Here is a 25439-nt window from a genome sequence, read left to right on the forward strand (position 1 = left end):
AAAAACATATAAAGAACATCTCCACAAATACACTCAAAAAAATAACCTTTCTACAACTATAACTTCAATTGTAAGTTTTACGCTATTTAAAAGAAAAAAAATAGCATTTGTAAAGATTTAATAACGTCAATCTATATATTTTTTTATTAGTTTTACCTCCTGAATACCTCGATAAATAACAATATAGAATGGCTTACAATACGAATGACTTAATTCGATTTTTAGATGCTCAAAACAAACTATACTTAGTTGCGTTGTCTGAAATTCAAAAAGGAAAAAAAGAATCTCCGTGGATGTGGTTTATCTTTCCGCAAATCAAAGGACTAGGTTCAAGTGATACTTCTAAGTTTTATGAAATCAAAAATGCAGATGAAGCTTTGGCTTATTTCGAGCATCCTATTCTTGGTAAACATCTTGTAGAAGTAGCTTCAGAATTAATAAAAAAAGAAGGTAAAACTGCCGATGATATCTTCGGAATGCCGGACGATGAAAATTTACAATCGTCTATGACACTTTTTGCCAGTATTCAAAATACTGAAACTGTATTTCAGGACGTATTAAACAAATACTTTGGAGGGGCTTCTGATTTTCATACCCTTCAATTATTGTACAGCAACCTTTAATTGTATTCACTTTAAGAATATCAACATTTTAAATAACTATTTCATAATCTTTAGGTTACAGTAAATTAACAAGTGTTTTGTTATTTTGAATAAAAATCAAAAGATTATGAAATTCTTCAATCTAAAACTTTTAGTTTCTTCTTTCAGAGAATGGCTTTTTTTAAGAGCAATGCATTCTTCATTCCTTCGCTAAACTTTCATTAATACCTATTTACCAAAATTAAGGAAAGCACAATTGAATGAATAAATTAGAGACCTCGTTTTTACATAAAGATCTTTTTGGGGAGGATTTCCTATGGGGAATTTCCACTGCCGCATTTCAAATTGAAGGCGCCCACGATACCGACGGAAAAGGAACATCTATCTGGGATGTTTTTACCGCTCAAAAAGGCAAAATAAAAAACGGGCATCACGCTATAGATGCCTGCGATTTTTACAACTCCTACAAAAATGACATTGCTTTAGTTCGGGAATTAAACATTCCAAACTTTAGATTTTCGATTAGCTGGACACGCATCATGCCTACCGGAGTTCATCCTGTAAACCAATCCGGAATAGAATATTACAACAAAGTAATCGACTTTTTACTGGAATGTGGAATCGAACCGTGGGTTACACTTTATCATTGGGATTTACCTCATGATCTCGAAATAAAAGGCGGATGGACGAATCGGGAATCCATTAAATGGTTTTCTGATTATACTGCTATATGTGCTGAGAATTTTGGTGATCGTGTAAAAAACTGGATGGTTATGAATGAACCTTCTGTTTTTACCGGAGCAGGTTATTTTCTGGGTATTCATGCCCCGGGAAAAAAAGGCATCACCAATTACCTAAAAGCTATGCATTTCGTAACCTTATCGACAACAGCAGGAGCTAAAATACTGCGAGATAAAGTTTCCGATGCCAACATTGGAACTACTTTTTCCTGTACGCATATCGAACCCGCCACAGAAAAAAAAGCAGATATTCGTGCTGCAAAACGTGTCGATACGTTGCTAAACAGAACTTTCATTGAGCCTATTTTAGGACTTGGTTATCCTGTAGACGATTTACCAGTACTTAAAAAGCTAAAAAACTATATTTTAGAAGAAGACAAAGACAATCTGGCATTCAACTTCGATTTCATTGGACTCCAATATTACACCCGTGAAATTGTGAAAGCCTCAATTCTTATTCCATACATTGGTGCACAGCAAGTAAGTGCCGAAAAAAGAAAAGTAGCCGTAACAACCGATATGGGCTGGGAAGTTTATCCTCCTGCTTTGCATCATATTTTAACAAAATTCAATGAATACAAAGGAATTAAGAAAATTCTAATTACCGAAAATGGTGCTGCTTTTCCCGATATTGTTACCAACGGAAAGGTATACGACATTCATCGCAGGCAATATTTGCAGGACCATTTAGAGCAAATTCTTAAAGCCAGAAAAGAAGGTTTAAAAGTAGACGGATATTTTGTTTGGAGTCTTACTGATAATTTTGAATGGGCAGAGGGATATAATGCGCGATTTGGACTCATTCACGTTGATTTCGAAACACAACAAAGAACCATCAAACAATCTGGATTATGGTTTCGTGATTTTTTAGCTCCAAATAGCTAAAACCTAATAAACCAATAATTTATAAAGCTGTCAAATCTAAAAACAATCTTATGGAAATCAACTGGTACATCATCGCTGTAGTTATTGTTTTCGCTCTTGTTTTGATTTACTTTCTAATCAAACGAAACAAGAAAGAAAAAGCAAAATTAAAAGAAGAATTAAATTACATTAAAAAAACTGAAGAAGCAGAAATTGATAATGAAAAAGAATCTTAATTCTTCTTTTAAAATAGTTCGAAGCTTTAAATAAGCTCAAATTCAACATGTTTTATATTTTTTCTATTGTGAGTATATAAAACATGTATTTTTCCGTCTGTGGTACTTATAATCGCCGGATAACTAAATTCTCCTTCCTTTTCGTTTTCCAGATCAAATAGTTTTTCCCAAGACACACCATCTACAGAATATTCTACATCCAGAATATTACGTCCATAGAACCAGTCTTTTCCCTGAGGCAACGGATTATTAACCAGTAAAAATGATTTAGGATTCAAAGTCGAAGCATCTACACCGGAATTAGAATTCACCACATTTATACTGTCTGTTCGGCTCCAGTTTTTTCCGTTATCATCCGACCAGCTAGAAATAAGCTTATTGTGTTTACTTCTCAATAACATTTGAATAGATTTACCGGAATGAACCAAAAACGTAGGCTGAATAACATCAAAACCTTTGTCTTCGACTGCTATTTTCTCCCAGCTGTCTGTTGCTTCTGTGTAAGACTCTAAATGAACTCTCCATAGATTGGTGTCTACACTTTCCGTACTGCTTCCGCAAAGAATAACACCAGGAGAAGTTTCGATTGGTTTGTTTCTAATTGGTCCTAAAAATCCTTTTGGTAAATATTTAGGTTCGCTCCATGTTTCTCCATTATCTTTGGATGTTATCATAGCACCAAACCACTCTCTCGGATTTTTTCCAATTTTATAAAACAGATATAAATTTTCACTTTTGCTTTTAAACAAAACAGGATTCCAGCAAGGCAACGTATCACCTTCAATTATCGCAGGTTGAATAAGAGCTTTAGGTGTCGACCATTTATCACCTTTGTATGTTGCTACATAAATACCAACATCTTTTGCTCCTTCATGCTTTCCGCCAAACCAAGCTGCCAGCAATTCATTAGGTTTTGTTTCAACCAAAGTTGATGCGTGACTGTTGGCTGTTACAGGTTCTGGAGCAATAAAAGAACTTTTAATGTTTATCGCAATTGGTTTTTTCTTTACCGAAGTACAGGAAAAACAAACCAGAATAAATGCTATTGTAAAGTGTTGTAATTTTAAATTCATGGGGAATTTTTTTTACTGCAATCAATTTAAAAAAAACAAAACCTGAACAATTTTAGGGTACCTAAATGTCCAGATTTTGAATTCAATGTACTAATTGCAAAATATTATTATTGTTTTAAACCTACTTTATGCCCTGCTAAAGCATAAAATAATATGAAAATATAACAAGGCAGTAAAATCCAATAGCCTTCTGTAGAAGCATTGGCAACTGCAAATTTTTCGCTTAATCCAAGTGCCAGCATATCCGCTTTGTTGATATCAACCAGTTTTCCGTACAAAGGTGGAATTACTGCTCCTCCGGAAATAGCCATTACTAACAATGCCGAAGCTGTTTTAGTAAACTTGCCCAAACCTTTTAATGTCAGAGGCCAAATTGCCGGCCAAACCAAAGCATTGGCTATTCCTAATGCCGCAACAAACAAAACCGATAAAAATCCGGACGAAAACACAATGCAAAAGGACAATACAATTCCTAAAACAGCACTGACAACCAAAGCAGAAGTTTGACTGATATACTTTGGAATTAAAAACGCACCCAAAGCATACGTAGCTACCATTGCTAACAACGTGAACGTGGTAAAAAACTTAGCATCGGCAGCAGGAAAACCTAACGAGATTCCGTAAGCAATGATAGTATCACCTGCAATAACTTCGACTCCCACATACATGAACAGCGTTAAAACGCCCAACCATAAATGTGGAAACTGAAAAATACTGGTTTTGGTGGTTCCGCCTTCTTTTGCTTCTTCAATAGGTGCTGCCTCAACATCAGGCAATGGCGCTTTTAAGATTAGTAAACCTAAAATAAATAATACAATTGCCATCGTAATATAAGGCACAACAACGCTGTCTGCCATTGTGTTAAGCAATTTTGCTTTTTCTGCAACAGAAACTACACTTAACTTTTCCTGAATCTCATCGATTCCGGACAATAAAATAGAACCAAAAATAAGTGATCCCAAAGCGCCTGCAACTTTATTACAAATTCCCATAATCGAGATTCGTTTTGCAGCACTTTCAATAGGACCTAATATTGTGATATAAGGATTAGATGCGGTTTGCAATAGTGTCATTCCTGTTCCCTGAACAAAAATACCGGTCAAAAACAACCAATACGTTCTTGATTCAGCGGCAGGTATAAAAATTAAAGCTCCTGCACCCATGATAACCAATCCTAAGGACATTCCTTTTTTATAACCCAGTTTCGTTAAAATATACGAAGCAGGAAGCGCCATGACAACAAACGAAATATACGATGCCGATGCCACTAAAAGTGATTGTGCCGATGTTAATTCGTTAATGGTTTTCATAAATGGAATCAAGGCACCATTTATCCAGGTTACGAATCCGAAAATAAAAAACAAACCCGCTATAATTAAAATGGGGATTAAGGTATTGTTAGAAGGTAATGTTTTATTATAAGCCATAATTATTTGTGTTCTAAAATTTGATCGTTATATAAAACAAAAGGAGAGTTACCTCTCCTTTCATCTATTGTAAGTAACGAACCTCTACATCTTTACTTATTAATATTATTTTGTATCCCACCAAAGTCTTGTTCCTCCTGAATCAGGACCTCCAAGTTTCGAGATTCCGTCTAAAACAGCGTCTCTGTTTGATGAATATTCATTGGTAACATAAATAGAACGTTTCATTAAGCTTTTTCCAACTCCAGCTTCAACATTGTCTGTATTTAGGATTGGATAGAAAACTGTAGCATCTGTTCTACGTAAATCTGACCAAGCTTCCCAAGATTCAGGGAATAAGGCTAAATATTTTTGAACTGCAATTTGCTGACGTTGATTTGCTTCAGAAGCATCCCAGGCAACAGGAATTGTAACCGGAACATTTTCTAAACCTAAGTTTGGATATGTTGTTGCAATATGTGGTACAACCGGTGTACTTGTTCCTCCAATATAATTGGTAATAGCAGCTGCATCAACAATTCCCCATTGTCTTAATGATAATGTGATACCTTGCTCATACAATGCTTGTGGAGTACCATTCATATTCCATCCGTTCAAAGCACCTTCTGCTCTTGTCAAATAGTTTTCAGAAGCCATAAGAACTTCAATATTTTTAGATTCGCTTAAATTTCCTGCAGGACCACTTCCAAGTACATCATTGTTAAACATAGAGAACTTAGTTGTTCCAAACTGACCTTGTAATGCTCCAACTGGTCTTCCTTGGTAAGCACCACCTTCAATAGGAGAAAACCATTTTGCAAGTCTAGGGTCATTGTATCCAACAAGAAGACTTTCCATAGACGCTGTCATGAAGTAACCCCAAGCATTTACGATCATATTCATATTGTTAGGTGTAATATTACTAACTTTGAATACTGCGCTTTGCTCGTTTGTTTCAATAACGCCTTGAGCTACTGCAGCTTCTGCTTCAGTTTTTGCTTTTGCAGGCTGAATATCTGAAATTCTTAATGCTAAACGTAATCTAAGACTGTTTCCAAATCTTTTCCAGTTTTGTACATTTCCAGAAAATAATCTGTCATTTGGCTGTAACGTTGGAACTGCTGTTATACCAGTAGAACTAAGTGTAGCATTAGCTTCATTTAACAATTTAAAGAAATCTTCGTAGATAAATTCAACACTGTCATAAGGAACTTTTTCTTTTTTGTTTCCTGCTTCAGTGTAAGGAATTGGACCGTAATAATCTACCATTTGATTGTACATAAATACTTTCCAGATCTTTAAGATTGCAAGTGCTTCTGCATTTCCTTCAGATGCTATAATTGCATTGTTTAATGCAGGAACAGCAACTGTGTAGAAACGCAACCAGCCACGTCCTTCATAACCATTTACAAATGCATTTCTTTCTGTTCCGTATCCACAGCTCAGGTATTGTGTAAATGTTGATGGTAAAATACCTGTTGCAATACCCCAAGTTCCCTGATCATCTACTCCCGGTGAAGAATAAGAACCGTGGTGAATACCTGCATAAACAGCAGCAGCAAACGAAGGTCCCGCAAGCGTCTGATCTAACTGATCTTCCGTTAACGTATTTTTGTTCGTATTGATATCATCAAAATCTTGTGTACAGCTTGAAAAAACAGAGAGCATCGAAAGGACAACTCCAATTGTTTTAATTTTATAATTATTTTTCATGTTAGTTATTTTTAAATTAGAATCCAAACTTTACATTCACACCATATTCTCTTGTAGAAGGAATATTGAAAGATTCGATACCTTGTAAGTTACCTGTTCCTGCTCCTTGTTCCGGATCAAAATATTTAGCTTTATTAACAAAGAAGAATAAATTTCTTCCCACGATAGAAAAATCAATATTTGCAAATCCTGTGTTTTGTAATACACGTTTTGGTAATGAATAACCAAAAACAAGTTCTCTTAATCTGATGTTTGTAGCATCATAAATAAAAGGCTCTGCTATTGGAGTTCTTTGTCCAATTGCTGTCCAGTATTGTTCTGCTGTAATACTTGTTGTATTTGGAGTGTAAGTAGTTACACCACCGTTTACAGAAGCAACAACTCCATCAACAACAATTCCGCCTTCTCTTCCAGCTAATGTAATATCATTAACCCCTAAACCTGCTTGTCTAGCCTGAGTGTAAGAGATAACTTCTCCACCGATTCTAAAGTCAACTAAGAAACTTAAAGAGAAATCTTTGTATCTGAAATTATTTTTAAGTCCTGCTGTCCAGTCTGGGTTAAAGTTACCTGCACGAACACTAAAGTCAGTTGTTGCTAAAGGAATACCTGCATCACTTACAATAATATTACCACTAGGGTCTCTTTGGAAACCTTTGATGTATAAATCACCATATTCTCCACCTTTGATAACTTTACTTCTTACTAACCTTCCTTCACCAATAACCAATTCGTCTCTGTTATCGTAGATAGAAGTAATTTTTGATTTATAAGAAGCGTAGTTTGCTGTAATATCCCAAGAGAAATTTTCTGTCTGAACCGGAGTTGCAGTAAGAGTAAGCTCAATACCTTTATTTTCGATATCTCCACCGTTTAATACCGCTCTTCCTTTAGAAGAAGATTCTGGTGTATTGATGTAGAAAATCTGATCAGCTGTTTTTGTTTGGAAATATGTAAAATCTAATCCTAAACGGTTTTTCAAGAATCTAAAATCAGCTCCAAACTCTGTAGATGTAGACATCTCAGGTTTAAGGTTAGGGTTTTGTGCTGTAGTTTGGTTATATAACATACCACCATTACCACCAATATAAGACAATTGAGAACTTGTTTGGTAAGGATCTGTATCATTTCCTACTTTAGCATAAGAAGCTCTTAATTTTGTAAAACTGATAACTTCCGGTAAAGTAACCATATCAGAGATTACAGCAGAAAGACCTGCAGATGGATAGAAGAATGATCTGTTATTTGACGGTAATGCAGAAGACCAGTCATTTCTTGCTGTAACATCCAAGAATAAATAATTTCTGAATCCAATTTGAGAGAACCCGTAAACAGAGTTAACTTGTTTTTCTGACATACCAGCAGTAGACTGCACTGTAGCAACATTGATCAAAGAAAAATAGTTTCTTTTACTTAAAGTACCATTAGACAATAAAGAAGAACTAGATTGTTTTAACATATTGGCACCAGCATTAAGACCTACTGAGAAATCACCGAAATTTTCTTTATAAGAAAGTAATGCATCAGTATTAAATTCCGTTACAAGCTCGTAATTATCGCTGTATGAACCTAAGTTATTATTGAATGCTCTGGTTGCATATCTGTTTCTAACACCTCTGTTAGTCATTTGATCTAAACCTGTTCTTACTTGTAGACTTAATGTATTTGTCATATCATATTTAAGAGATGCAAGACCAATAAATCTGTTTCTGCTATCTTTACGAGCGTCATCACGTAATGCAGACCAGTAAGGGTTTCCACCTGGAGAACCTGCTTCGTCTATAAAATAATTTTGTTGCAATTGTCCGGCATTATCAAAATATTCAAAATCTCTGTATTCATTAAATTTAATACTACGAGGCAATAAATAAGCAGAAGTACCAATTGATTCTTCACCTGTTCTTAATAAATTATCGATTCTCTGAACGATGTAGTTTGTTTTTACATCCAAAGAAAGTTTATCAGATAATTTGCTTGTCAATCTTAAGTTAAGATTGTGTCTGTCTAAAGCATTACCTCCAACAATACCTTCAGCACGAGTATTAGTGTAAGAGAAATATCCTTGTGCTTTTTCGTTTCCTGAAGTAATAGTTAATGTATTTGCTAAGTTATATCCTGATTTATAAAAATCTTTAACGTTGTTTGGTTGTGGTGTATAACTTGTAGTCGCAGGACCTGCGTAATTAGGATTACGAGCCAATTGCCATGCAGAAACCTGGCTTCCGTCTAATCTACCTCCCCAGCTTGATACTGAAATTGGGTTGTAAACACCCTGATCTCCCTGACCGTATTGGTTTTGAAAATTAGTTAAATTATAAGCTGTAGAAGACATATAATTAGAAGACAATGTAACAGATGTTTTTCCTGCTTTTCCAGATTTAGTTGTAATGATAATAACACCATTACTTGCTCTGTTTCCATAAAGTGCTGCTGCAGATGGTCCTTTAAGAACTGTCATCGAAGCAATATCTTCGGGGTTGATGTTTGAAATACCGTCAGGTTGTGTGGTTCCTCCTGTATCGATATCCGGGTTACCTGTAGTTGTTCCGTTACTAATTGGCACACCATCTACTACATATAATGGTTGGTTATTACCATTTAGCGATCTGTTACCCCTTAATGTAATTCTTGATGAACTACCTACACCATTTGAAGTTGTAGAGTAATTAAGTCCGGCAACTTTACCGGAAAGTGAGTTGGCAACGTTTAATGATCTAGCCTGAGAAACCTCTGCTACGTCGATGTTTTGAGCTGAATATGTAATGGCTTTTTTCTCTCTCTTGATACCAAGAGCCGTTACTACTACCTCTCCTAACTGTTGTGTCGATCCACCTAAACCTACGTTTATTGTAGTTTGACCTGCAACAGGAATTTCTTGCGGAGCAGATCCAACATAAGTAAACACTAAAACTGCTGCTGCATTAGGAACATTAATACTGTACTTACCATCAAAATCTGTGGAAACACTAGTTCTTGTTCCTTTTACGACAACATTCGCTCCCGGGATTGGAATTCCGCTGGTAGCATCTGTGATCGTTCCTTTTACTGTTGTCTGAGCTTGTAGACTTTGAAATCCGAACAAGCAAACTACAAACAGTAATTTTAGTACATCTTTAATCATATAGTTGTTTTTTGAGTTAATAACATGTTAAATTTACTGATACGGTTTGTTAACTAAATCATTATTTCGACAAATGACAATTTTGAAAAGGCGTTGGTAAACTTTTCGTTTACAACGCCTTTTTTTGTACTTAAAATCCTTACGTTTTCTGGGCTAACGCGATAATAATCTATGCATTTTACGAATTAAAAAATAAGATTCTACAAAAAACACTTAAATCATTAAAGATTCTTCTATTTGTGAGGCTCAACTATTCGATCACCTTAAAACTTGTTTTTAACACATCTACAACGTTTCCGCCAACCATAATGTTAAAATCTCCCGGCTCTACTACTCTTTTCATCTCACGATTCCATAAAGACAGCTCATCAGCAGTTAACGTAAATTCTACTTTTTGTGTTTCGCCTTTTTTAATAAATAAGCGTTTGAAACCTTTTAATGTTTTTTCCGGAGTGGTTACACTACTATAAATATCATTAATGTATAATTGTACTACTTCATCTCCATCAAAGTTTCCTGTATTCTTAACATCTACTGTTACTTTCAACTCTCCATCTTTTTTAATTTCTTTAGCACTTACGGTAAGATTAGAATAAGCAAAAGTGGTATAACTCAATCCATAACCAAAATTGTACAACGGATTTTCGCTTTCGCTAACATAACGGTGTATTGCAGATGGTTTTTGGTTATAATATATAGGTAGCTGTCCAACTGATTTTGGAACTGTAATTGGTAATCTTCCACCCGGGTTGTAATTTCCGAATAAAACATCAGCTACAGCTGTACCTCCTGCTTCACCAGGGAACCAAGCTTCTACCAATGCCGGAATGTTTTCGCTAATCCAGTTTGTAGAAAGCGGACGACCGTTTAATAGTACACAAACTACAGGAGTTCCTGTTTTTCTGATCGCTTCGATAAGTTCTTGCTGCATTCCGTGTAGGTCTAATGAAGCAACATCTCTGTTTTCTTCTACCAATTCATTTGATTCTCCTAAAACAACAATAGCAACATCTGCTTGTTTAGCGATATCAATAGCAGGTTGGAAATTTACTTTCTCTAAATTCCAACGCAAGTGTGCTCTGGCTCCCCAGCCTCCTTCCCACATTTCTATGCGAACTTTATATTTTTTTCCTGCTTCAATATTTTTTGGTGTCGTTACCATACTTGTAGCACCTTTAGTCCAGTTGTCGATCACCAATTGATCGTCGATCCACATTCTGATTCCGTCATCAGAACTTAAACCCAACCAGCCATCAAAAGATTTTTCTGATTGTATGTAACCTGTCCAACGAATAGAAAAATCATCATCTGTAACACCATCACCAGGAGACCAAGGCCAGTCAAACTCCAATTGATTGTCAATACGAGTCAATGCCGGAGTTCCTTCTACGTTTCTGTTATTGAAATATTCTCCTTTTAATCCGTTTTTAGAACCATCCGGTGTAAACAAAAATTTCGATGGAATAATTTGTCCTTTTACAATCAATGAAACACCTTCTTCATAAAGTACTTTTGTTTCCGGGCTAACCACTTGTTTAACTCCTTCTAAAACAGTTGTACCCACTTTATTTTTTACTGCATATCCTCCTAATCTTGAAGCATCTGCATTTGGTCCGATCACCGCTACGGTTTTAATATCTTTTTTAAGAGGAAGTGTACTGTTATCATTTTTTAATAAAACAATAGACTTACGTCCTGCTTCTAAAGCTACATCCTGATTTTCTTTGGTATGAAAACGCTCTTTAATTAAGTTTTTATCTGTGTATGGATTTTCGAATAATCCCAATAAAAATTTCAATCTCAAAACACCACCTGCAGCACGATCAATTTGCTCCATGGTCAGTTTCTTTTCATTAACCAATTCTATGATGCTAGTTTGCCAAAATTCATTTGTGAAATCGTAAAACTGCATGTCAACACCAGAAGAAACAGCTTCTCTAATACTTTCTTTAGGTGAACTTGCTACGTAATGCGTTGTTTGAAGGTATTTGATAGCACCTAAATCTGAAACTACAATTCCTTTAAAACCCCATTCTTTTCTCAATACATCTGTTAGCAGCCATTTGTTAGCAGCACAAGGAATTCCGTCTAACTCTGAGTACGCACACATTGTTCCTAAAGCACCGCCTTTTCTAAATGCTTTTTCGAAAGACGGAAGGTGATCTTCACGCGCAGAACGTTCTCCTACCAAGATTGGAGAAGAATTTCCTCCTGCTTGCGGAATACCGTGAACGGCAAAGTGTTTTGGTTCTGCAATAATAGAACGATCAGATTTTAAATCGTTTCCTTGCATTCCTTTAATCATTGCTGTACCAATTTCGCTGTTTAAATACGCATCTTCACCAAAAGTTTCTGCAACTCTTCCCCAACGTGGTTCACGACCTAAATCTAAGTTTGGACCAAAACCAAAATGAACACCATGTGCTCTGGCTTCGGCACCAATAACTTTTCCAACTCTGTCCATTAAACCGGTATCCCAGGTTGCGCCAAGTCCAATGTTCATTGGGAAAGCTGTACTTCCGTCATCTAAGTAACCGTGAAGCATCTCGCACATAATAAGCGCAGGAATTCCCCATTTGTTCTTTTTAATTACTTCGCTTTGAAGGTCGTTGATCATTTTTGCTGAGCGAGGATACAAATCATGAATGGCTCCAATTCCTAAATTTCCAATTTTAACGCCTGATTTTGATTTAGAGAAATCTTCTTTTTCTTTAAAAAATTCTCCTTTGTACATATCCATCTGACGCACCTTTTCTTCAAGGCTCATGCGGCTTAGTAAGTCTGTAACTCTTTCTTCAACAGGTATTTTTGCATCCTGATACGGATATTTTTTCTGCGAATAACCCTGGTTATAAAAACCAACAGCCATTACAAATATAATGGCTGTTTTTTTAATTCTTAGTTGTAACATATTGTGTTGTTTTTTAATTTTGAATCACTTTCAGCATTGTTCCGTTTACAAATTCATCGTGAGAGATAAAGAAACTGTTCAATGATTTTCCGTTTATTTCAATAGAATTGATTTTTCCGTCATTGTTGATTTGTCTTTGAATTACAATGCTATCTTTTTTATAATATCTTGGATCTAATTTGATCGTAATTCTATGAAAAAGTGGTGCTGTAATCGTATAAATTGGATCTCCCGGTGATATCGGGTAAATTCCCATCATTGAATAAACCAACCAAGCCGACATTGTTCCGGTGTCGTCATTCCCCGGCAATCCTTTTGGTGCATTTTGGAAATATTCTGCAACCAATTTTTTCACCATTTCCTGACTTTTCCATTCCTCACCTTTTACATAATTGAATAAATACGGATTAGCAATATCTGGCTCATTCGCCATATCAAATTGTTTGGTATCAAAGACTTTTTGCAATTGCTCAGAAAAAACTTTTTCACCGCCCATTAATTTGATTAATCCTTTCATATCATGTGGTACCATAAAAGCATATTGCCAGGCATTACCTTCGATGAAACCAACATTTTCCTCAAAATTAGCACCAGAATTCGGATCAAAAGGCTCGTACCATTTTCCGTTTGGCAATCTTGGTCGAAGTAACTTTAAATCCTTGTCAAATAATTTTTGGTACGAAAGGGAACGTTTCGTAAAACGCTTATAATCATCTTTTTCGCCTAAAGCTTTCGCTAAAAGGGAAATAGCATAATCAGAAGTATTATATTCCTGCGTTGTAGAAACCGGCCCTTTAAAATTCGTGCTTAAATATCCTTTCTCGATATATTCTTTAAGACCGGGACGCAACGGATTGTTCTCCATTTTATCGGCCCCTTTTAACATAGCATAATATGCTTTGTAAATATCAAAATCCTGAATACCTTTCAAACAGGCGTCGACGATAACAATACTTGCCGGATCTCCAACCATGGTAAAAGTTTCTGTTGAATTCAATTCCCATTTTGGCAACCAGCCGTTTTCATCATACATGTCTAACATGCTTTTTATCATATCTGATTGCTGTTTAGGATATACTAAAGACATTAACTGATGCACATTTCGATAGGTATCCCACAAAGAAAACGTCGTATAGCGCGTTCCATCTGTTTTAGCAATCTTGCTTCTTTTTATTACTGGATATTCTCCGTTAACGTCATTTAAAACATTAGGGTGAATTAAAGTGTGATACAATGCAGTATAAAAAATAGTATTTTCATCTTTTGTACCTCCTTCGACTAAAATTTTAGAAAGTTCTTCGTTCCATTCGTCGCGCGTTTCTTTATAAACGGTTTCAAACGATTTGTTTCCGGTTTCTTTTTCTAAGTTTTCACGTGCATTGGCAATGCTCACATACGAAACCCCAATTTTCACTTCTACAACTTCTTGTTTATCAAATTTATAAGTAAAATAAGTTCCAATACTATCTCCAACAACCGTTTTAATGGTGTTGTTCATCATTCTGGTTTTGCCGTTGTATGTCATCCATTGTGCTTCGACGCCTTTATAATTTGGTGTTTTTTTCCAAACACCGAATTTAGCTGCGGGTTTAGAAAACTTTGCCACAAAATAAATTGGATAAGCATCTTCGGGACTATTATAACAAAACGAACCTACAGAACGCATTCCTTCGATTTCTGTCGAAGAAACGACTCTGACCATTGCTCCTTCTTCATTTGTTAAACCCAAACCAAGATTTAATAAAATATTGGATTGTCCTTTCGGAAATGTAAATTTACTCACACCCACTCTTTTGGATGCTGTAAATTCGCCTTTTACATTATATTTATCCAGATCTACGCTGTAATAACCTGCTTTTGCAACTTCATTTTTATACGTTGAACCGTATTTTAAATGATCTATTTCTAAAGCTCCTGTTGTCGGCATTAGCAAAAGAACTCCTAATTCAGGACAACCGACACCACTTATATTGACCTGACTAAATCCGGTTAAAAACGTATTTTCTTTTACATACGGATTAGAGAGCCACTGACTGTCTTTCTCTAATTTATTCTGAGGTCCAGCCACATTAAACGGGCTTATGCTTGCCATTCCCCTTGGCGCAATTGGTCCTGGAAAAGTAGCTCCATAATTAGAAGTTCCAATAAACGGATTTACAAAATCCACAGGTTCTTGTGCAAAAATTGTAATGCTAAAAAACAGCATGCAAAAAATACATGCTGTTTGAATTGTTGTCTTTTTTAGTAAAACCATATTCGTTTATCTGTTAATAGCTTCGATTTTTAAAGTCCATGCTTCTTTTGCAGGCAAATTATTTCTCAAACTTTCCGGAATAATTACTTTAAATCCTGACGCTTCTTTTGTCCATTTTAGGTTTATTTTCGATCCTAACATCGTAATTTTAGTTCCTTTTTTAGGATTAATTGATTTCACAATTACTTCAGCAGGAGTTTTATCTTCTCCTTCTTTTGCTAAATAAAAGGCAAATACATTTCCGGCTTTATTTTGTGTAAAACAAATGTTGTCTTCTTTAAAAGGCTCAATTGGTTTTGTCTCGTAAATTGCTACACTGTTTACTTTCATCCAATCTGCATAAGCAGCTAATAAATCATAAGCACCTTGCTGCCATTCTCCTTCAGGACTTGGAGCAACGTTCAATAATAAATTTCCACCTTTTGCTACAATATCTACCAACATGTGAATACCTTGTCTTCCTGTCATGTATTGTGCATCCGGAGTATAAGACCATCCTCCGCCGGAAGTAATACAAGATTCCCAAGGATAAGGCAACGTTTTAGCAGGAACGCGGCCTTCCGGAGTTAAATAGTTCTGGTTTTTTCCATGAACGGCTCTGTCTACTACGATCAATCCCGGTTGTTTTGCACGTGCTTTTACAACCAATTCATCCATTTTAACATCCTGATCTACTACTCTATGTTTGATAAAACCATTTTTAGATTCGTTTTCAGCAAACTTAAGATCGTAGTTTTCTTTTATGTATTGATGATCACTTTTTGCTACCCATCCTCCATCTAACCATAAGATATCAACTTTACCATAATTCGTAAGGATTTCTAAAATTTGATTGTGTGTAAAATCAACATATTTTTGCCATTTTTCAGGATATAAAGACGGATCGTAATTTACGTTTCTGTCGAATGGTGGAAAGTATGGATCCCAATAGTTTTCGTTATGCCAGTCTGGTTTAGAGAAATAAGCACCTGTTGAAATGTTTTCGGTTCTAAAAGCATTAAAAACTTCTTTTAAAATATCTGCTTTTGGATTTGTACTAAACGGAACATCTTTATTTGTTACTTTATAATCAGAATATTGTGTGTCGTACATATTAAATCCGTCATGGTGTTTTGTTGTAAAAACCATGTATTTCATACCAGCTGCTTTTGCTGCTTTTGCCCATTTTGCAGGATCAAATTTTGTTGGATTAAAAGTTTTTCTTAAACCTTCGTAATCGGCTACGTAATCATTGTAATTAGCGGGATTACTTCCTTTTTTACGTTCACACCATCCATAATCTTCAGGACATATTGACCATGATTCTACAATTCCCCATTGGCTATACGTTCCCCAATGCATTAATAGTCCAAATTTTTTGCCTTGCCATTGCTCTAAATTTTTCAACACTAGCGGATCCGTTTCCGGTACATAGCGCTCATCCTCATAAATGGCCTGCGAAAACATTTGAACCGAAAATAACATCGCGATTATGATTATTCCTCTTTTCATTTTTACTCTTTTTATTGTTTGTTGTTTTAGTTTTTCTTTTGTTAGTGCTTAGTAATTAGTTCTTAGTACTTAGTGCTTAGCTGTTGGTAATTAGTAGTTAGTGCTTAGTTTGTAGTTAAAATCATTAATTCACAACTCACAATTCACAATTCACAACTCGCCATTCACAATTAATTAATAACGATTTCATCTACAAATAACCATGAAGATTCTCCTTTTGGGCTTTTCTTCAAATTAGAAGCGATTACTTTTACATATCGGGCGTTGCGTTTTTCAAAATTGATTTTAAAATCCTTTAATTCTGATGTTGCGTTTATCGCATACGGACGCACTATTTTCCCTACTTGCTTGTAAGTAGTACCATCATTTGATACCAGAATTTTTATTTGTGTCGGGAAATTTACACCTGCGCCCTGACTTTCTAAAGTTCCCACTGATACTTGCTCAATAGCTTGTTCTGTTTCAAGATCAATTACAAGTTCCATATCATTTACCAGCCAGGCTTGCCATTGTCCGTCATGAAAATTCTTAGAACCTCTAATGGTATTTATCATTACAGGTCCATCGCCTTTATAGCTTTGGTTGTAAGGTGTTAGGTATTTTACTTTACGTCCAAATCCTTTATGAAAAATAATAGTATCTGTAAATGTTTTTCCGATTGGTTTATCGTCCTGAAACAAAGAAGCTTTTAAAACTGTTGTTTCTTTAAACTCAATTGGAGTGGTGTATTTTATAGGATGATGATCGATGCTTTTATCACCTAACACATAACGAATATCCGGATTTGGAAACTCATTTTTCAACGTCAGGTTAATTTGCTTTTTATCTAAATCAGCTGTTGCTGATGCAGTTACCAAATAAGCACTTTTAGCATAACCAATTCCTAAATTATCATAACGTCTTAATACCGATGTCAATCTTGCGGTAAAATTTTCCCAGTTGCGGCTTTCTTTTGTACTCCATAAAACTTCTGATAAAGCAGCTAATCTTGGAAAAATCATGTATTCTGAATCTTTTGGACCTGCTAAATACTCTGCCCATAAATTGGCCTGACCTCCCAAAATGTGCTTCGCTTGTTCCGGCGTCATTGTTGGCGCAACAGGATCAAATGCATATACTTTGTTTAATGGTGTGTAAGCATCAAAAGCTAAAGGTTCTTCATTTTGAGGGCCCTGATAAAAATTGAAATAACAATGAGATTCCGGTGTCATAATAACATCATGTCCTTTTACAGCAGCTTCTTCACCAATTTTTTCACCTCTCCAGCACATTACTGTCGCGCTTGTATTCATACCTCCTTCAAGAATTTCATCCCATCCAATTACTTTTTTACCTTTAGAATTGATGTATTTCTCCATTCTTTTTACAAAGTAACTCTGCAATTCATGAACGTCTTTTAACTTCAGATCTTTCATTCTTTTTTGGCAGTGCGGACATTTCTCCCAATTGGTTTTGGTTGCCTCATCTCCTCCAATGTGAATGTATTTTGATGGAAAAATAGTCATTACTTCATCTAATACATTTTGCAAAAACTCAAACGTATTTTCTTTTCCTGCACAGTAAATGTCGGTAATAGGCCACAATCCGCCAGAAGGCACACCAATGCGCTGATCAAAACAAGCCAGTTCCGGATAAGATGCAATGGCACTGCTTACGTGTGCCGGCATTTCAATTTCAGGAATTACTTCAATGTTTTTACTTGCTGCGTATTTTACGATTTCTTTTAATTCTTCCTGTGTCAAAAATCCTCCGTACGTTCCTTTTTCATCAGGATTCACAGTTAGTCTGGCATTCCAGCTTCTGTTTTCCTGATCAACTCTCCACGCACCAACTTCGGTTAGTTTTGGGTATTTTTTTATTTCGATTCTCCATCCCTGATCGTCTACTAAATGCAAATGCAAAACGTTCATTTTATGCATTGCCAAACGATCTATAGTTTGCATCACATAGTTTTTATCAAAAAAGTGACGTGATAAATCGAGCATTAAACCTCTCCATTGAAAACGGGGCTGATCGTTGATTGTTACACTTGGAATTTCCCATTTTGCATGAGGTACTAAAGTGGGGCTCTCAATAGCTTCCGGTAATAATTGACGAATGCTTTCTAATGCATAAATAAAACCTGCATTTCCTTTTGCCGTAATCGTAATTACGTTTGTATTCACCTCTAAAACATAAGCTTCTTTAGCAAGATTTGCATCTGTTTTAAACTGTATAAAATTAGCCAGCGGAGCTTTAGTTGAAATTTCCGGACGAAATCCGCCAGCTTTTTCCAACTTGCTGATCAACGCTTCTGAAATTTCTTTTTGAGAATCGTTGGCTGCAACAAAAACGGTATTTTTAGAAAACTCAAATGCTCCTAAATTAATGACAACCTGTGTTGGCTTCGGAATAATTTTAATATCTTTTTCGGTGTATACTTTTTGACTGTACCCTGAACTAAATACCGCCAGGAAAAGTATAACAAGGAATGGTTTTAATATCTTCATATTCTATTATTTTAAAGATGGTGTAATTTTAAATTGATACTGATAGGACTTCTCTCTTAAAAGATATTGTTCCATTGGCCATGCTTGCCAGCTGTCTATACCTCCTACACCCATTTGTTTTGAATCAATTTTAAAACTCGTTAAATCTCTTTCTTTAAGCTCTGCAGCGTGTCTTTGGTCTTTTTTTAAACCATCATCCAAATCTTCATTTAAAAAGTGTAATGCTGTAATAGCCAACTCTTCATCAGACGTTACCGTAATTTTTATATTATTGTTTGCCAATTCTGCCCATCTCACCGCTGTTTTATTTCCGGTTTCCTGCGGACGGATGTAAGGATAATATTGTTCTGTTACGGTTTGATTGTAAATTCCAACTTGTGCGCTGTAGTTTCTGTCAACATAATTCTCATGCGGACCTTTTCCGTAATAACGTAATGCACTGAAATCTTTTGGTAAAATTATTTCCATTCCAAATCTTGGCAAAATTGGTGTTTCTTTATTTTTATCAATAGTCAATTGCTCTTTTACTGCTAATTCTCCGTTACTGTTGATTTCATAATTCAGGATTAATTGTGCTGCTACCTGAGGCAATGAATATGTTGCTTTTACTAAAGCTTTATTGTCTTTTGTAATACTGTATGTCCAACTTACCAATGTTGGATTTTCTGTTGCTTCTTTCCATGCTACTAATTTTTCCTGAAACAAAGCTCCAAAATCATTATCATTTGGTGCTCTCCAAAAATTAGGTCGTAATTGGTAACCGTCTTTTAAAACAATTTGATTATCAAAAGAATATCCGTTAATAAAACCTGTTTTTTTGTCGAACGTAATAGTAGCTTTATCACTTTTAAATACGGTGCTTTCCGCTTTTTTCTCCAATAGAATTTTTGCTGCACCAACTACTTTTATATCATTTTTCCATTCTCCTTTAAGTGCAAGCTGATCTGTTGCAATCTGAAAACCTTTTGATAAAAAAGGCTCGTCTTCTTTAATATGATACGTAACCACAATAAAAGCTTCTTTAAATTCTTTTCCTTCTACATTAACCGGAAGCTGATACGATTTGTATTCATTTGATTTTATATCAAGATTATCAATCGTTCCTGTAGCATCATCATTTCCGTCTAAAACTAATTTCCAGCGTAAACTTACATTACTTAAATCTTTAAATGAAAATTCGTTGTAAATTTTAATCGTTGCTTTACTCTTATTGTCCCACGTCGTATGAATATCCTGATATACATTTCGAACTTCGAATGCATGCGGATTCGGTTCTCTTTCTACCGTAAAAACACCATTGTTCACAAAGTTATTATCACTTTTGACATCTTTAGGGCCAAAATCTCCTCCATAAGCCAAAATACGTGTTCCGTCAGGCAATGTTTTATACACAGACTGATCGATCATATCCCAGATAAAACCACCTTGAAAATTAGGATACTTTCTGATTACATCCCAATAATCTTTAAAATTTCCCATCGAATTCCCCATCGCATGTGCATATTCACATTGAATATACGGACGATCCGGATTTGGATTTGCCAAAATATATTCTTCCATTTTATTAGGAGAACTGTACATTGGGTCAATAATATCAGAGTTCCATTCGTATTTTAAATCTTTTCCGTCCCATGCTCCTGCGGTTGCTCTTTCATATTGAATAGGTCTAGATTTATCACGGTTTTTTATCCATAAATAACCTCTGTAAAAATTGTAACCGTTTCCTGCTTCATTCCCCATACTCCAGATAATAATCGAAGTGTGATTTTTATCCCTTTCGATCATACGCTGCATACGTTGGATATGTGCTAATTCCCAATCTGGTTTATTTCCCAGTGTTTTGGTAATATCATACCCCATTCCGTGTGATTCTATGTTCGCTTCATCGACTACATAAATTCCGAATTTATCGCATAATTCGTAAAAATATTCATCATTTGGATAATGCGACATACGAACGGCATTGATATTAAATTCTTTCATCATTTTAATATCCTGCTCCATTCTGGCTCTGGAAATCGTTTGTCCTGTAACCGGATCTGTTTCATGACGATTTACTCCTTTTATGTAAATTGCTTTTCCATTTACTAAAAGTTGTCCGCCTTTAATCTCTACTTTTCTAAAACCAACTTTTTGATTGATTACTTCAATAACATTTCCTTTTTTATCTTTCAAAAGAAAATTTACCTGATACAAATTAGGAATCTCTGCACTCCATTTTTTAGGATTATTTACTGCAAATTCAAAAGTTTGTTTGTCTGAAGTAGCCGCAATAGTTTTTGATGCAACAGTTGTTTCACCATCTTTTAACTGTACTTCTAAAGTGTAATTGTCTTTTTTATCTAAATCTGAAAATTCAGTTGTTATTTTTAATATTCCGTTTACATATGAAGCATCTAAATCCGGGGTGATTTCATAATCTTTCAGATGTGCACTGTTTCTGGCGATCAAATAAGAATCTCTCGTAATTCCGCTCATTCTCCAGAAATCCTGACATTCTAAATAAGAACCGTCACTCCATTTCATTACTTTTAAAACGATACTGTTTTTACCGGTTTTTACGTATTTATTCAATTTAAACTCTGACGGCAATTTACCATCTTCGCCATAACCTACGTAAACACCATTTACCCAAACCGTAAGATTTGATTTGGCTGTACCAACATGCAAATAAATATCTTTTCCTTCCCAGGATTTATCAATTGTAATTTCTTTTCTATAAACTCCTGTCGGATTGTAATTTGTTGGTACAAATGGTGGATTTGGCGCCATTAAATAATCAAAATCATACGAAGTATTTACATAAACAGGATATCCATAACCATTTACATCCCAGCTTGCCGGAATTTTAAAATTGTCCCAGCTTGCATCGTCAAATGTACTTTTTTCAAAGGCTGCCGGTAAATCATTTGGAGTGGTAACATATTTAAACTTCCATGTTCCGTTTATGTCTAAATAATTTTTAGAAGCTCTCCAGTCATTCTTAGCCGCCAGTTCTTCGTTTTCATACACATAATACGAAGCGTGCATAGGTTCTCTGTTTTCTTCATTAATTTTTTCATTTTGCCAGAAAGGAGTACTTTCCTGCGCCTGAATACTAATTATTGAAGTGATTAAAGAGGTAATTATGAATATCGTTTTTTTCATTACTTGTTTTTTTATTCTTGCCTGCTTTTTTAAAATTGTGTAACGCCGAGAAACATAGTTTTAATTTTTGCACGGATTTCATGGAGCAACATGAAATCGTTAGTTTAAATTAGGGTGAGAGCGTAAAATCTATGTTTCTCTTTGTTACGTAACAAAATTGTCATGTTTATTTGTCCCAGGTCATTTTAAATTTGGCATCTTCCATTCTGTGTCCTTTTTCGTCATCCGAAACGGCATAATTAAATCCCGATCTCAAACTATATCCTGCATGTTCGCCATTTTTGTTTAGAGCAATAAAACCTACTTGCAGGTACTCCATATCTTTATGGTTTTTATGCTTGTTGTAAATACGTTCTGTAATTTCTTTACAGGCATCATAAGGCGATTTTCCCTGACGCATTAATTCTACTACCATTGCACTTCCTGCGGTTCTGATTACGGCTTCGCCTAAACCTGTTGCAGCGGCAGCACCTACTTCGTTGTCAAGAAAAAGACCCGCGCCGATGATTGGGGAGTCACCGACGCGACCATGCATCTTCCATGCAGCTCCACTTGTTGTGCAGCCACCGGCAAGATTGCCGTCTTCATCTAACATTAGCATGCTTATAGTGTCATGGTTTTCAATATTTATTACGGGCTTATATTTTGAATCTTCCAGCCATTTCTTCCAGTCTTTTTCAGATTCCGGAGTCAGCAAATTTTCTTCTTTAAATCCTTCTGATAAAGCAAATTGTAATGCACCTTGTCCTGCCAGCATAACGTGAGGCGTATTTTGAAGCACTTTTTTTGCAACAGAAATTGGATGCATGATACCTTGTAAAAAACAAACTGAACCACAATTACTGTTATGATCCATGATACAGGCATCTAAAGTTACTTTCCCTTCGCGATCCGGATATCCTCCATAACCAACACTGCGAACATTCGGATCTGCTTCAGGAATTTTCATACCGGCTTCGAGCGCATCTAAAGCTGATTTTCCTGCTTTTAATTGTTTCCATGTTTCCTGATTTGCAGGCAAACCGTGGTTCCAAGTTGAGATAACAACAGGTTTTTTTTGTTTTTTTAGCGGAATCTCTACTTCCTCTTCATTTGTTTTAGCAAAACCGCTATAGCCTAAAACAGAACTAATTGCAAGCGTTCCTAAGGTTGTTTTTTTTATAAAATCTCTTCTGTTTGACATAAACTTCGTTTTTTATTGAACATTTCCGAAGATAATGTTATTTTCAATACGTATTCCTTTCTTCTAGTTCAAGCTTGTTCTTAAGCTCTCCTTTGTTGATTTTATTGTTTTTAAATTATTGTCAGACAAGGCGTTTCCGTCAAAAAAAGTTACTCCTGTTGCACCATTTTCTTTTGCAAGTAAAATAGCTTCTCTTAATTCTTTATCTGACTTTAATCCCGGAATATAAATTCCTGTGTTTATTTTGGTTTGCTTTCCATCTAAATCAGATACACCTTGTTTTGTTGCATATCCAACCCAGTCAATTTCTTCATCATAAAAACTGTGGTAAATCATTGGGTACACTTCATCAATATTCCATTTATCCCAACGCTGACGCACCATGTGATCTGCCATTTCCGGATAAGGAAATACGGCTGCCGTTAATTTTTTATTGTTTTTATGTGCAATTTTGTAAGCATCATCTACAACAGATTTGATGGCATTAAGTCTAAAATTTTTCCACTCCATATCAATTGAAGTATTGTGGCTGTCTTTTGGACTTTTATGGTGGATTTTTTCAAACGCTTTAATACATTCATCACAATAACAAAAATCGAACTGAGGCAATTCTACATCCTGAACCAAATTGTATTTAGGCAATAAACTAATTGGCAAAAAGATGTCCGGGAAACGAATGTAATCTAAGTGAACGCTTTCTACACCCTTTACTTTTGCTAATCCTTCAACTAAACTCAAAACATGATCTCTTGATTCTTTTCTGGTTGGACATAACCATTGGTAATAATCTACATACGGACGATTATCAAAACATGATTTTCCTTCTTTACTCACCATATACCAATCCGGGTGTTTTAATGCAAGCGAATCGTCAGGTCTGTTCATTGCCATAATCCAGGCATGTACTTTTAAACCTTCTTTTGTGGCAACAGGTACTAATCTTGACAAGAGTTTAGGATCTGTTTTTGTATTGATTAAAACTTCATCAATACCACCGTCTTTATATTTTTTAAACTCCTTTGCATAATCATCATCTGTTCTTTTGGCATCGGCAGTAATCCATACTCCAAATTTAAATGCCGTCTTTTCTTCTTTATTGGTACAGGAAACAATAGTTAGCGCCAATAAAAAAAGTAATACTTTAGTTTGATATAATTTTACCATCTTGTTTAATAATTAATGTTTTGTTAGAAAAAGGACTTTTTACCGAAATGTTATATCCTCCTGCATGATTTTCAAGTGTTGGTTTCAAAATTTTATTATCAACACTAATGCTTTCTTTAGTAAGGCTTGCTATTGATTTAGCCCAAACTTTATGTTTTTCAAAATATTGCTTTTGTGCTCTGTACAAGCTATAGAGTTCCCATCTTACTTTTTCTTCTTGCGGAATTGTAAAAGTGTCTTTTCCTTCTTTTGAAGAAAAATAAACGTAACCCCACTTCTCCGGTTCATGCATGTTGATGACATCCATTGGTGACCAAACCCAATTGTACTCCGGTAAAAATTTTCCGTTAGCATCTTTTTTACGTTCGTAACTTCCATTGATTATGGTGTGCTCCCAATTAACTCTCGAAAAATTGACTCTCCAAAATTGGTCTGTAGGTACATTTTGTTCGTTATATGACTTCCTGTAAGCTGCCCACGGAATCGCCATTTCTAACACCCAGCCTTCATCTGTATCGGTTGGATTGTTTAATGTTCCTTTAATTTTTACTGCAGATTTTAAACCTGTAATATTCCAGTCATTCAAAACTACATTGTCATTTTCTCTGTATGGCTTTGATAAAAATAGATCCCAAGCAGTGTTTAAGGCGTTTATTTCTAATTCGTAATAGTTAAAAGTATCACTGTCAGGATCTATAAAAACTTCAAAATCATTGTTGTAAAAAATAATAGTATCGCGTTGTTTTAGATTTGCCCAAACGTGTGGCTCTTCCATTTTTGCCAAAATGTAAAAATTGGTTTCATCCCAAAGCATTTTAACCTTTGTTCCGTATTTTGGTTTTACATCAGTGGATATATCTTCAAAAAGATCTGTCCACGCTACTTTATTCCAGGAAGCATCGGCATCCTCTCCGTCAATTGTAATTGGAGTTGCGGTTTTTGCGGCTACATACGTTTTAGGTGTAAGTTTACTCTTCGATTGTGAAAATCCCACTATCGAAACCAATCCTAAAGCAACTGTGATCCATTTATTTTTTAAACGCAT

Annotated in this window: 15 protein-coding genes; 3 read left to right on the forward strand and 12 right to left on the reverse strand. The window is 35.4% G+C overall.

Translation table 11 applies throughout. The features are described from left to right. The first annotated feature begins 188 nt into the window (after window positions 1-188). The 3 genes from B0A66_RS12555 (at window position 189) to B0A66_RS22860 (ending at window position 2442) form a co-directional block, all read left to right on the forward strand. Window positions 189-623, forward strand: a complete 435-nt coding sequence (locus B0A66_RS12555) for a DUF1810 domain-containing protein (RefSeq protein WP_089050187.1) — start codon at window positions 189-191, stop codon at window positions 621-623. Between the two features lie 239 nt (window positions 624-862). Then, window positions 863-2227 carry a GH1 family beta-glucosidase gene (locus B0A66_RS12560; RefSeq protein ID WP_089050188.1) on the forward strand — a complete coding sequence of 455 codons (1365 nt, stop codon included), beginning with the start codon at window positions 863-865 and terminating at the stop codon, window positions 2225-2227. A gap of 50 nt (window positions 2228-2277) precedes the next feature. Beyond that, a complete protein-coding gene (locus tag B0A66_RS22860) occupies window positions 2278-2442 on the forward strand; it encodes a hypothetical protein (RefSeq protein ID WP_165766613.1) in 165 nt (54 codons plus the stop codon). 26 nt (window positions 2443-2468) lie between these two features. On the opposite strand, the gene B0A66_RS12565 is transcribed toward B0A66_RS22860, so the two are convergent. From B0A66_RS12565 to B0A66_RS12620, 12 genes are all read right to left on the reverse strand, one after another. Beyond that, window positions 2469-3515, reverse strand: coding sequence for a sialidase family protein (locus B0A66_RS12565; protein ID WP_089050189.1), 1047 nt, complete (start codon window positions 3513-3515; stop codon window positions 2469-2471). A 107-nt stretch (window positions 3516-3622) separates the two neighbouring features. Further along, entirely contained in the window at window positions 3623-4942 is a 1320-nt protein-coding gene (locus B0A66_RS12570) for a sugar MFS transporter (protein WP_089050190.1), read from the reverse strand. 105 nt (window positions 4943-5047) lie between these two features. Beyond that, window positions 5048-6634: a SusD/RagB family nutrient-binding outer membrane lipoprotein gene (locus B0A66_RS12575; protein ID WP_089050191.1), complete on the reverse strand. Its 1587-nt coding sequence runs from the start codon at window positions 6632-6634 to the stop codon at window positions 5048-5050. Between the two features lie 16 nt (window positions 6635-6650). After that, window positions 6651-9755 carry a SusC/RagA family TonB-linked outer membrane protein gene (locus B0A66_RS12580; protein WP_089050192.1) on the reverse strand — a complete coding sequence of 1035 codons (3105 nt, stop codon included), beginning with the start codon at window positions 9753-9755 and terminating at the stop codon, window positions 6651-6653. Window positions 9756-10005: 250 nt separating this feature from the next. After that, window positions 10006-12666 (reverse strand): glycoside hydrolase family 3 N-terminal domain-containing protein, encoded by a 2661-nt coding sequence (locus tag B0A66_RS12585; RefSeq protein ID WP_089050193.1) that lies wholly within the window; start codon window positions 12664-12666, stop codon window positions 10006-10008. A gap of 13 nt (window positions 12667-12679) precedes the next feature. Next, window positions 12680-14920, reverse strand: a complete 2241-nt coding sequence (locus B0A66_RS12590; protein ID WP_089050194.1) for a GH92 family glycosyl hydrolase — start codon at window positions 14918-14920, stop codon at window positions 12680-12682. Between the two features lie 6 nt (window positions 14921-14926). Beyond that, window positions 14927-16411: an alpha-L-fucosidase gene (locus B0A66_RS12595; RefSeq protein ID WP_089050195.1), complete on the reverse strand. Its 1485-nt coding sequence runs from the start codon at window positions 16409-16411 to the stop codon at window positions 14927-14929. Window positions 16412-16581: 170 nt separating this feature from the next. Next, entirely contained in the window at window positions 16582-18900 is a 2319-nt protein-coding gene (locus B0A66_RS12600; RefSeq protein ID WP_089050196.1) for a glycoside hydrolase family 20 protein, read from the reverse strand. Window positions 18901-18906: 6 nt separating this feature from the next. Beyond that, window positions 18907-22047, reverse strand: coding sequence for a glycoside hydrolase family 2 TIM barrel-domain containing protein (locus B0A66_RS12605; protein WP_089050197.1), 3141 nt, complete (start codon window positions 22045-22047; stop codon window positions 18907-18909). 166 nt (window positions 22048-22213) lie between these two features. Then, the gene (locus B0A66_RS12610) at window positions 22214-23230 is read right to left on the reverse strand and encodes an isoaspartyl peptidase/L-asparaginase family protein (protein ID WP_089050198.1); all 1017 of its coding nucleotides are present in this window, start codon (window positions 23228-23230) and stop codon (window positions 22214-22216) included. A gap of 63 nt (window positions 23231-23293) precedes the next feature. Next, window positions 23294-24394 (reverse strand): putative glycoside hydrolase, encoded by a 1101-nt coding sequence (locus B0A66_RS12615; protein ID WP_089050199.1) that lies wholly within the window; start codon window positions 24392-24394, stop codon window positions 23294-23296. Then, a complete protein-coding gene (locus tag B0A66_RS12620) occupies window positions 24372-25439 on the reverse strand; it encodes a carbohydrate-binding family 9-like protein (RefSeq protein WP_089050200.1) in 1068 nt (355 codons plus the stop codon). Before B0A66_RS12620 ends, B0A66_RS12615 begins: the two co-directional genes overlap by 23 nt.

Source organism: Flavobacterium hercynium (assembly GCF_002217285.1).
In the GTDB taxonomy this organism is placed as follows: Bacteria; Bacteroidota; Bacteroidia; order Flavobacteriales; family Flavobacteriaceae; genus Flavobacterium; species Flavobacterium hercynium.

What these genes read in the sequence shown, in the direction of transcription:
- B0A66_RS12605 (WP_089050197.1), bottom strand. Translation starts at nt 22,047, where the DNA reads ATGAAAAAAACGATATTCATAATTACCTCTTTAATCACTTCAATAATT.
- B0A66_RS12585 (WP_089050193.1), bottom strand. Translation starts at nt 12,666, where the DNA reads ATGTTACAACTAAGAATTAAAAAAACAGCCATTATATTTGTAATGGCT.
- B0A66_RS12590 (WP_089050194.1), bottom strand. Translation starts at nt 14,920, where the DNA reads ATGGTTTTACTAAAAAAGACAACAATTCAAACAGCATGTATTTTTTGC.
- B0A66_RS12565 (WP_089050189.1), bottom strand. Translation starts at nt 3,515, where the DNA reads ATGAATTTAAAATTACAACACTTTACAATAGCATTTATTCTGGTTTGT.
- B0A66_RS12620 (WP_089050200.1), bottom strand. Translation starts at nt 25,439, where the DNA reads ATGCGTTTAAAAAATAAATGGATCACAGTTGCTTTAGGATTGGTTTCG.
- B0A66_RS12595 (WP_089050195.1), bottom strand. Translation starts at nt 16,411, where the DNA reads ATGAAAAGAGGAATAATCATAATCGCGATGTTATTTTCGGTTCAAATG.
- B0A66_RS12610 (WP_089050198.1), bottom strand. Translation starts at nt 23,230, where the DNA reads ATGTCAAACAGAAGAGATTTTATAAAAAAAACAACCTTAGGAACGCTT.
- B0A66_RS12555 (WP_089050187.1), top strand. Translation starts at nt 189, where the DNA reads ATGGCTTACAATACGAATGACTTAATTCGATTTTTAGATGCTCAAAAC.
- B0A66_RS12600 (WP_089050196.1), bottom strand. Translation starts at nt 18,900, where the DNA reads ATGAAGATATTAAAACCATTCCTTGTTATACTTTTCCTGGCGGTATTT.
- B0A66_RS12570 (WP_089050190.1), bottom strand. Translation starts at nt 4,942, where the DNA reads ATGGCTTATAATAAAACATTACCTTCTAACAATACCTTAATCCCCATT.
- B0A66_RS22860 (WP_165766613.1), top strand. Translation starts at nt 2,278, where the DNA reads ATGGAAATCAACTGGTACATCATCGCTGTAGTTATTGTTTTCGCTCTT.
- B0A66_RS12560 (WP_089050188.1), top strand. Translation starts at nt 863, where the DNA reads ATGAATAAATTAGAGACCTCGTTTTTACATAAAGATCTTTTTGGGGAG.
- B0A66_RS12575 (WP_089050191.1), bottom strand. Translation starts at nt 6,634, where the DNA reads ATGAAAAATAATTATAAAATTAAAACAATTGGAGTTGTCCTTTCGATG.
- B0A66_RS12580 (WP_089050192.1), bottom strand. Translation starts at nt 9,755, where the DNA reads ATGATTAAAGATGTACTAAAATTACTGTTTGTAGTTTGCTTGTTCGGA.
- B0A66_RS12615 (WP_089050199.1), bottom strand. Translation starts at nt 24,394, where the DNA reads ATGGTAAAATTATATCAAACTAAAGTATTACTTTTTTTATTGGCGCTA.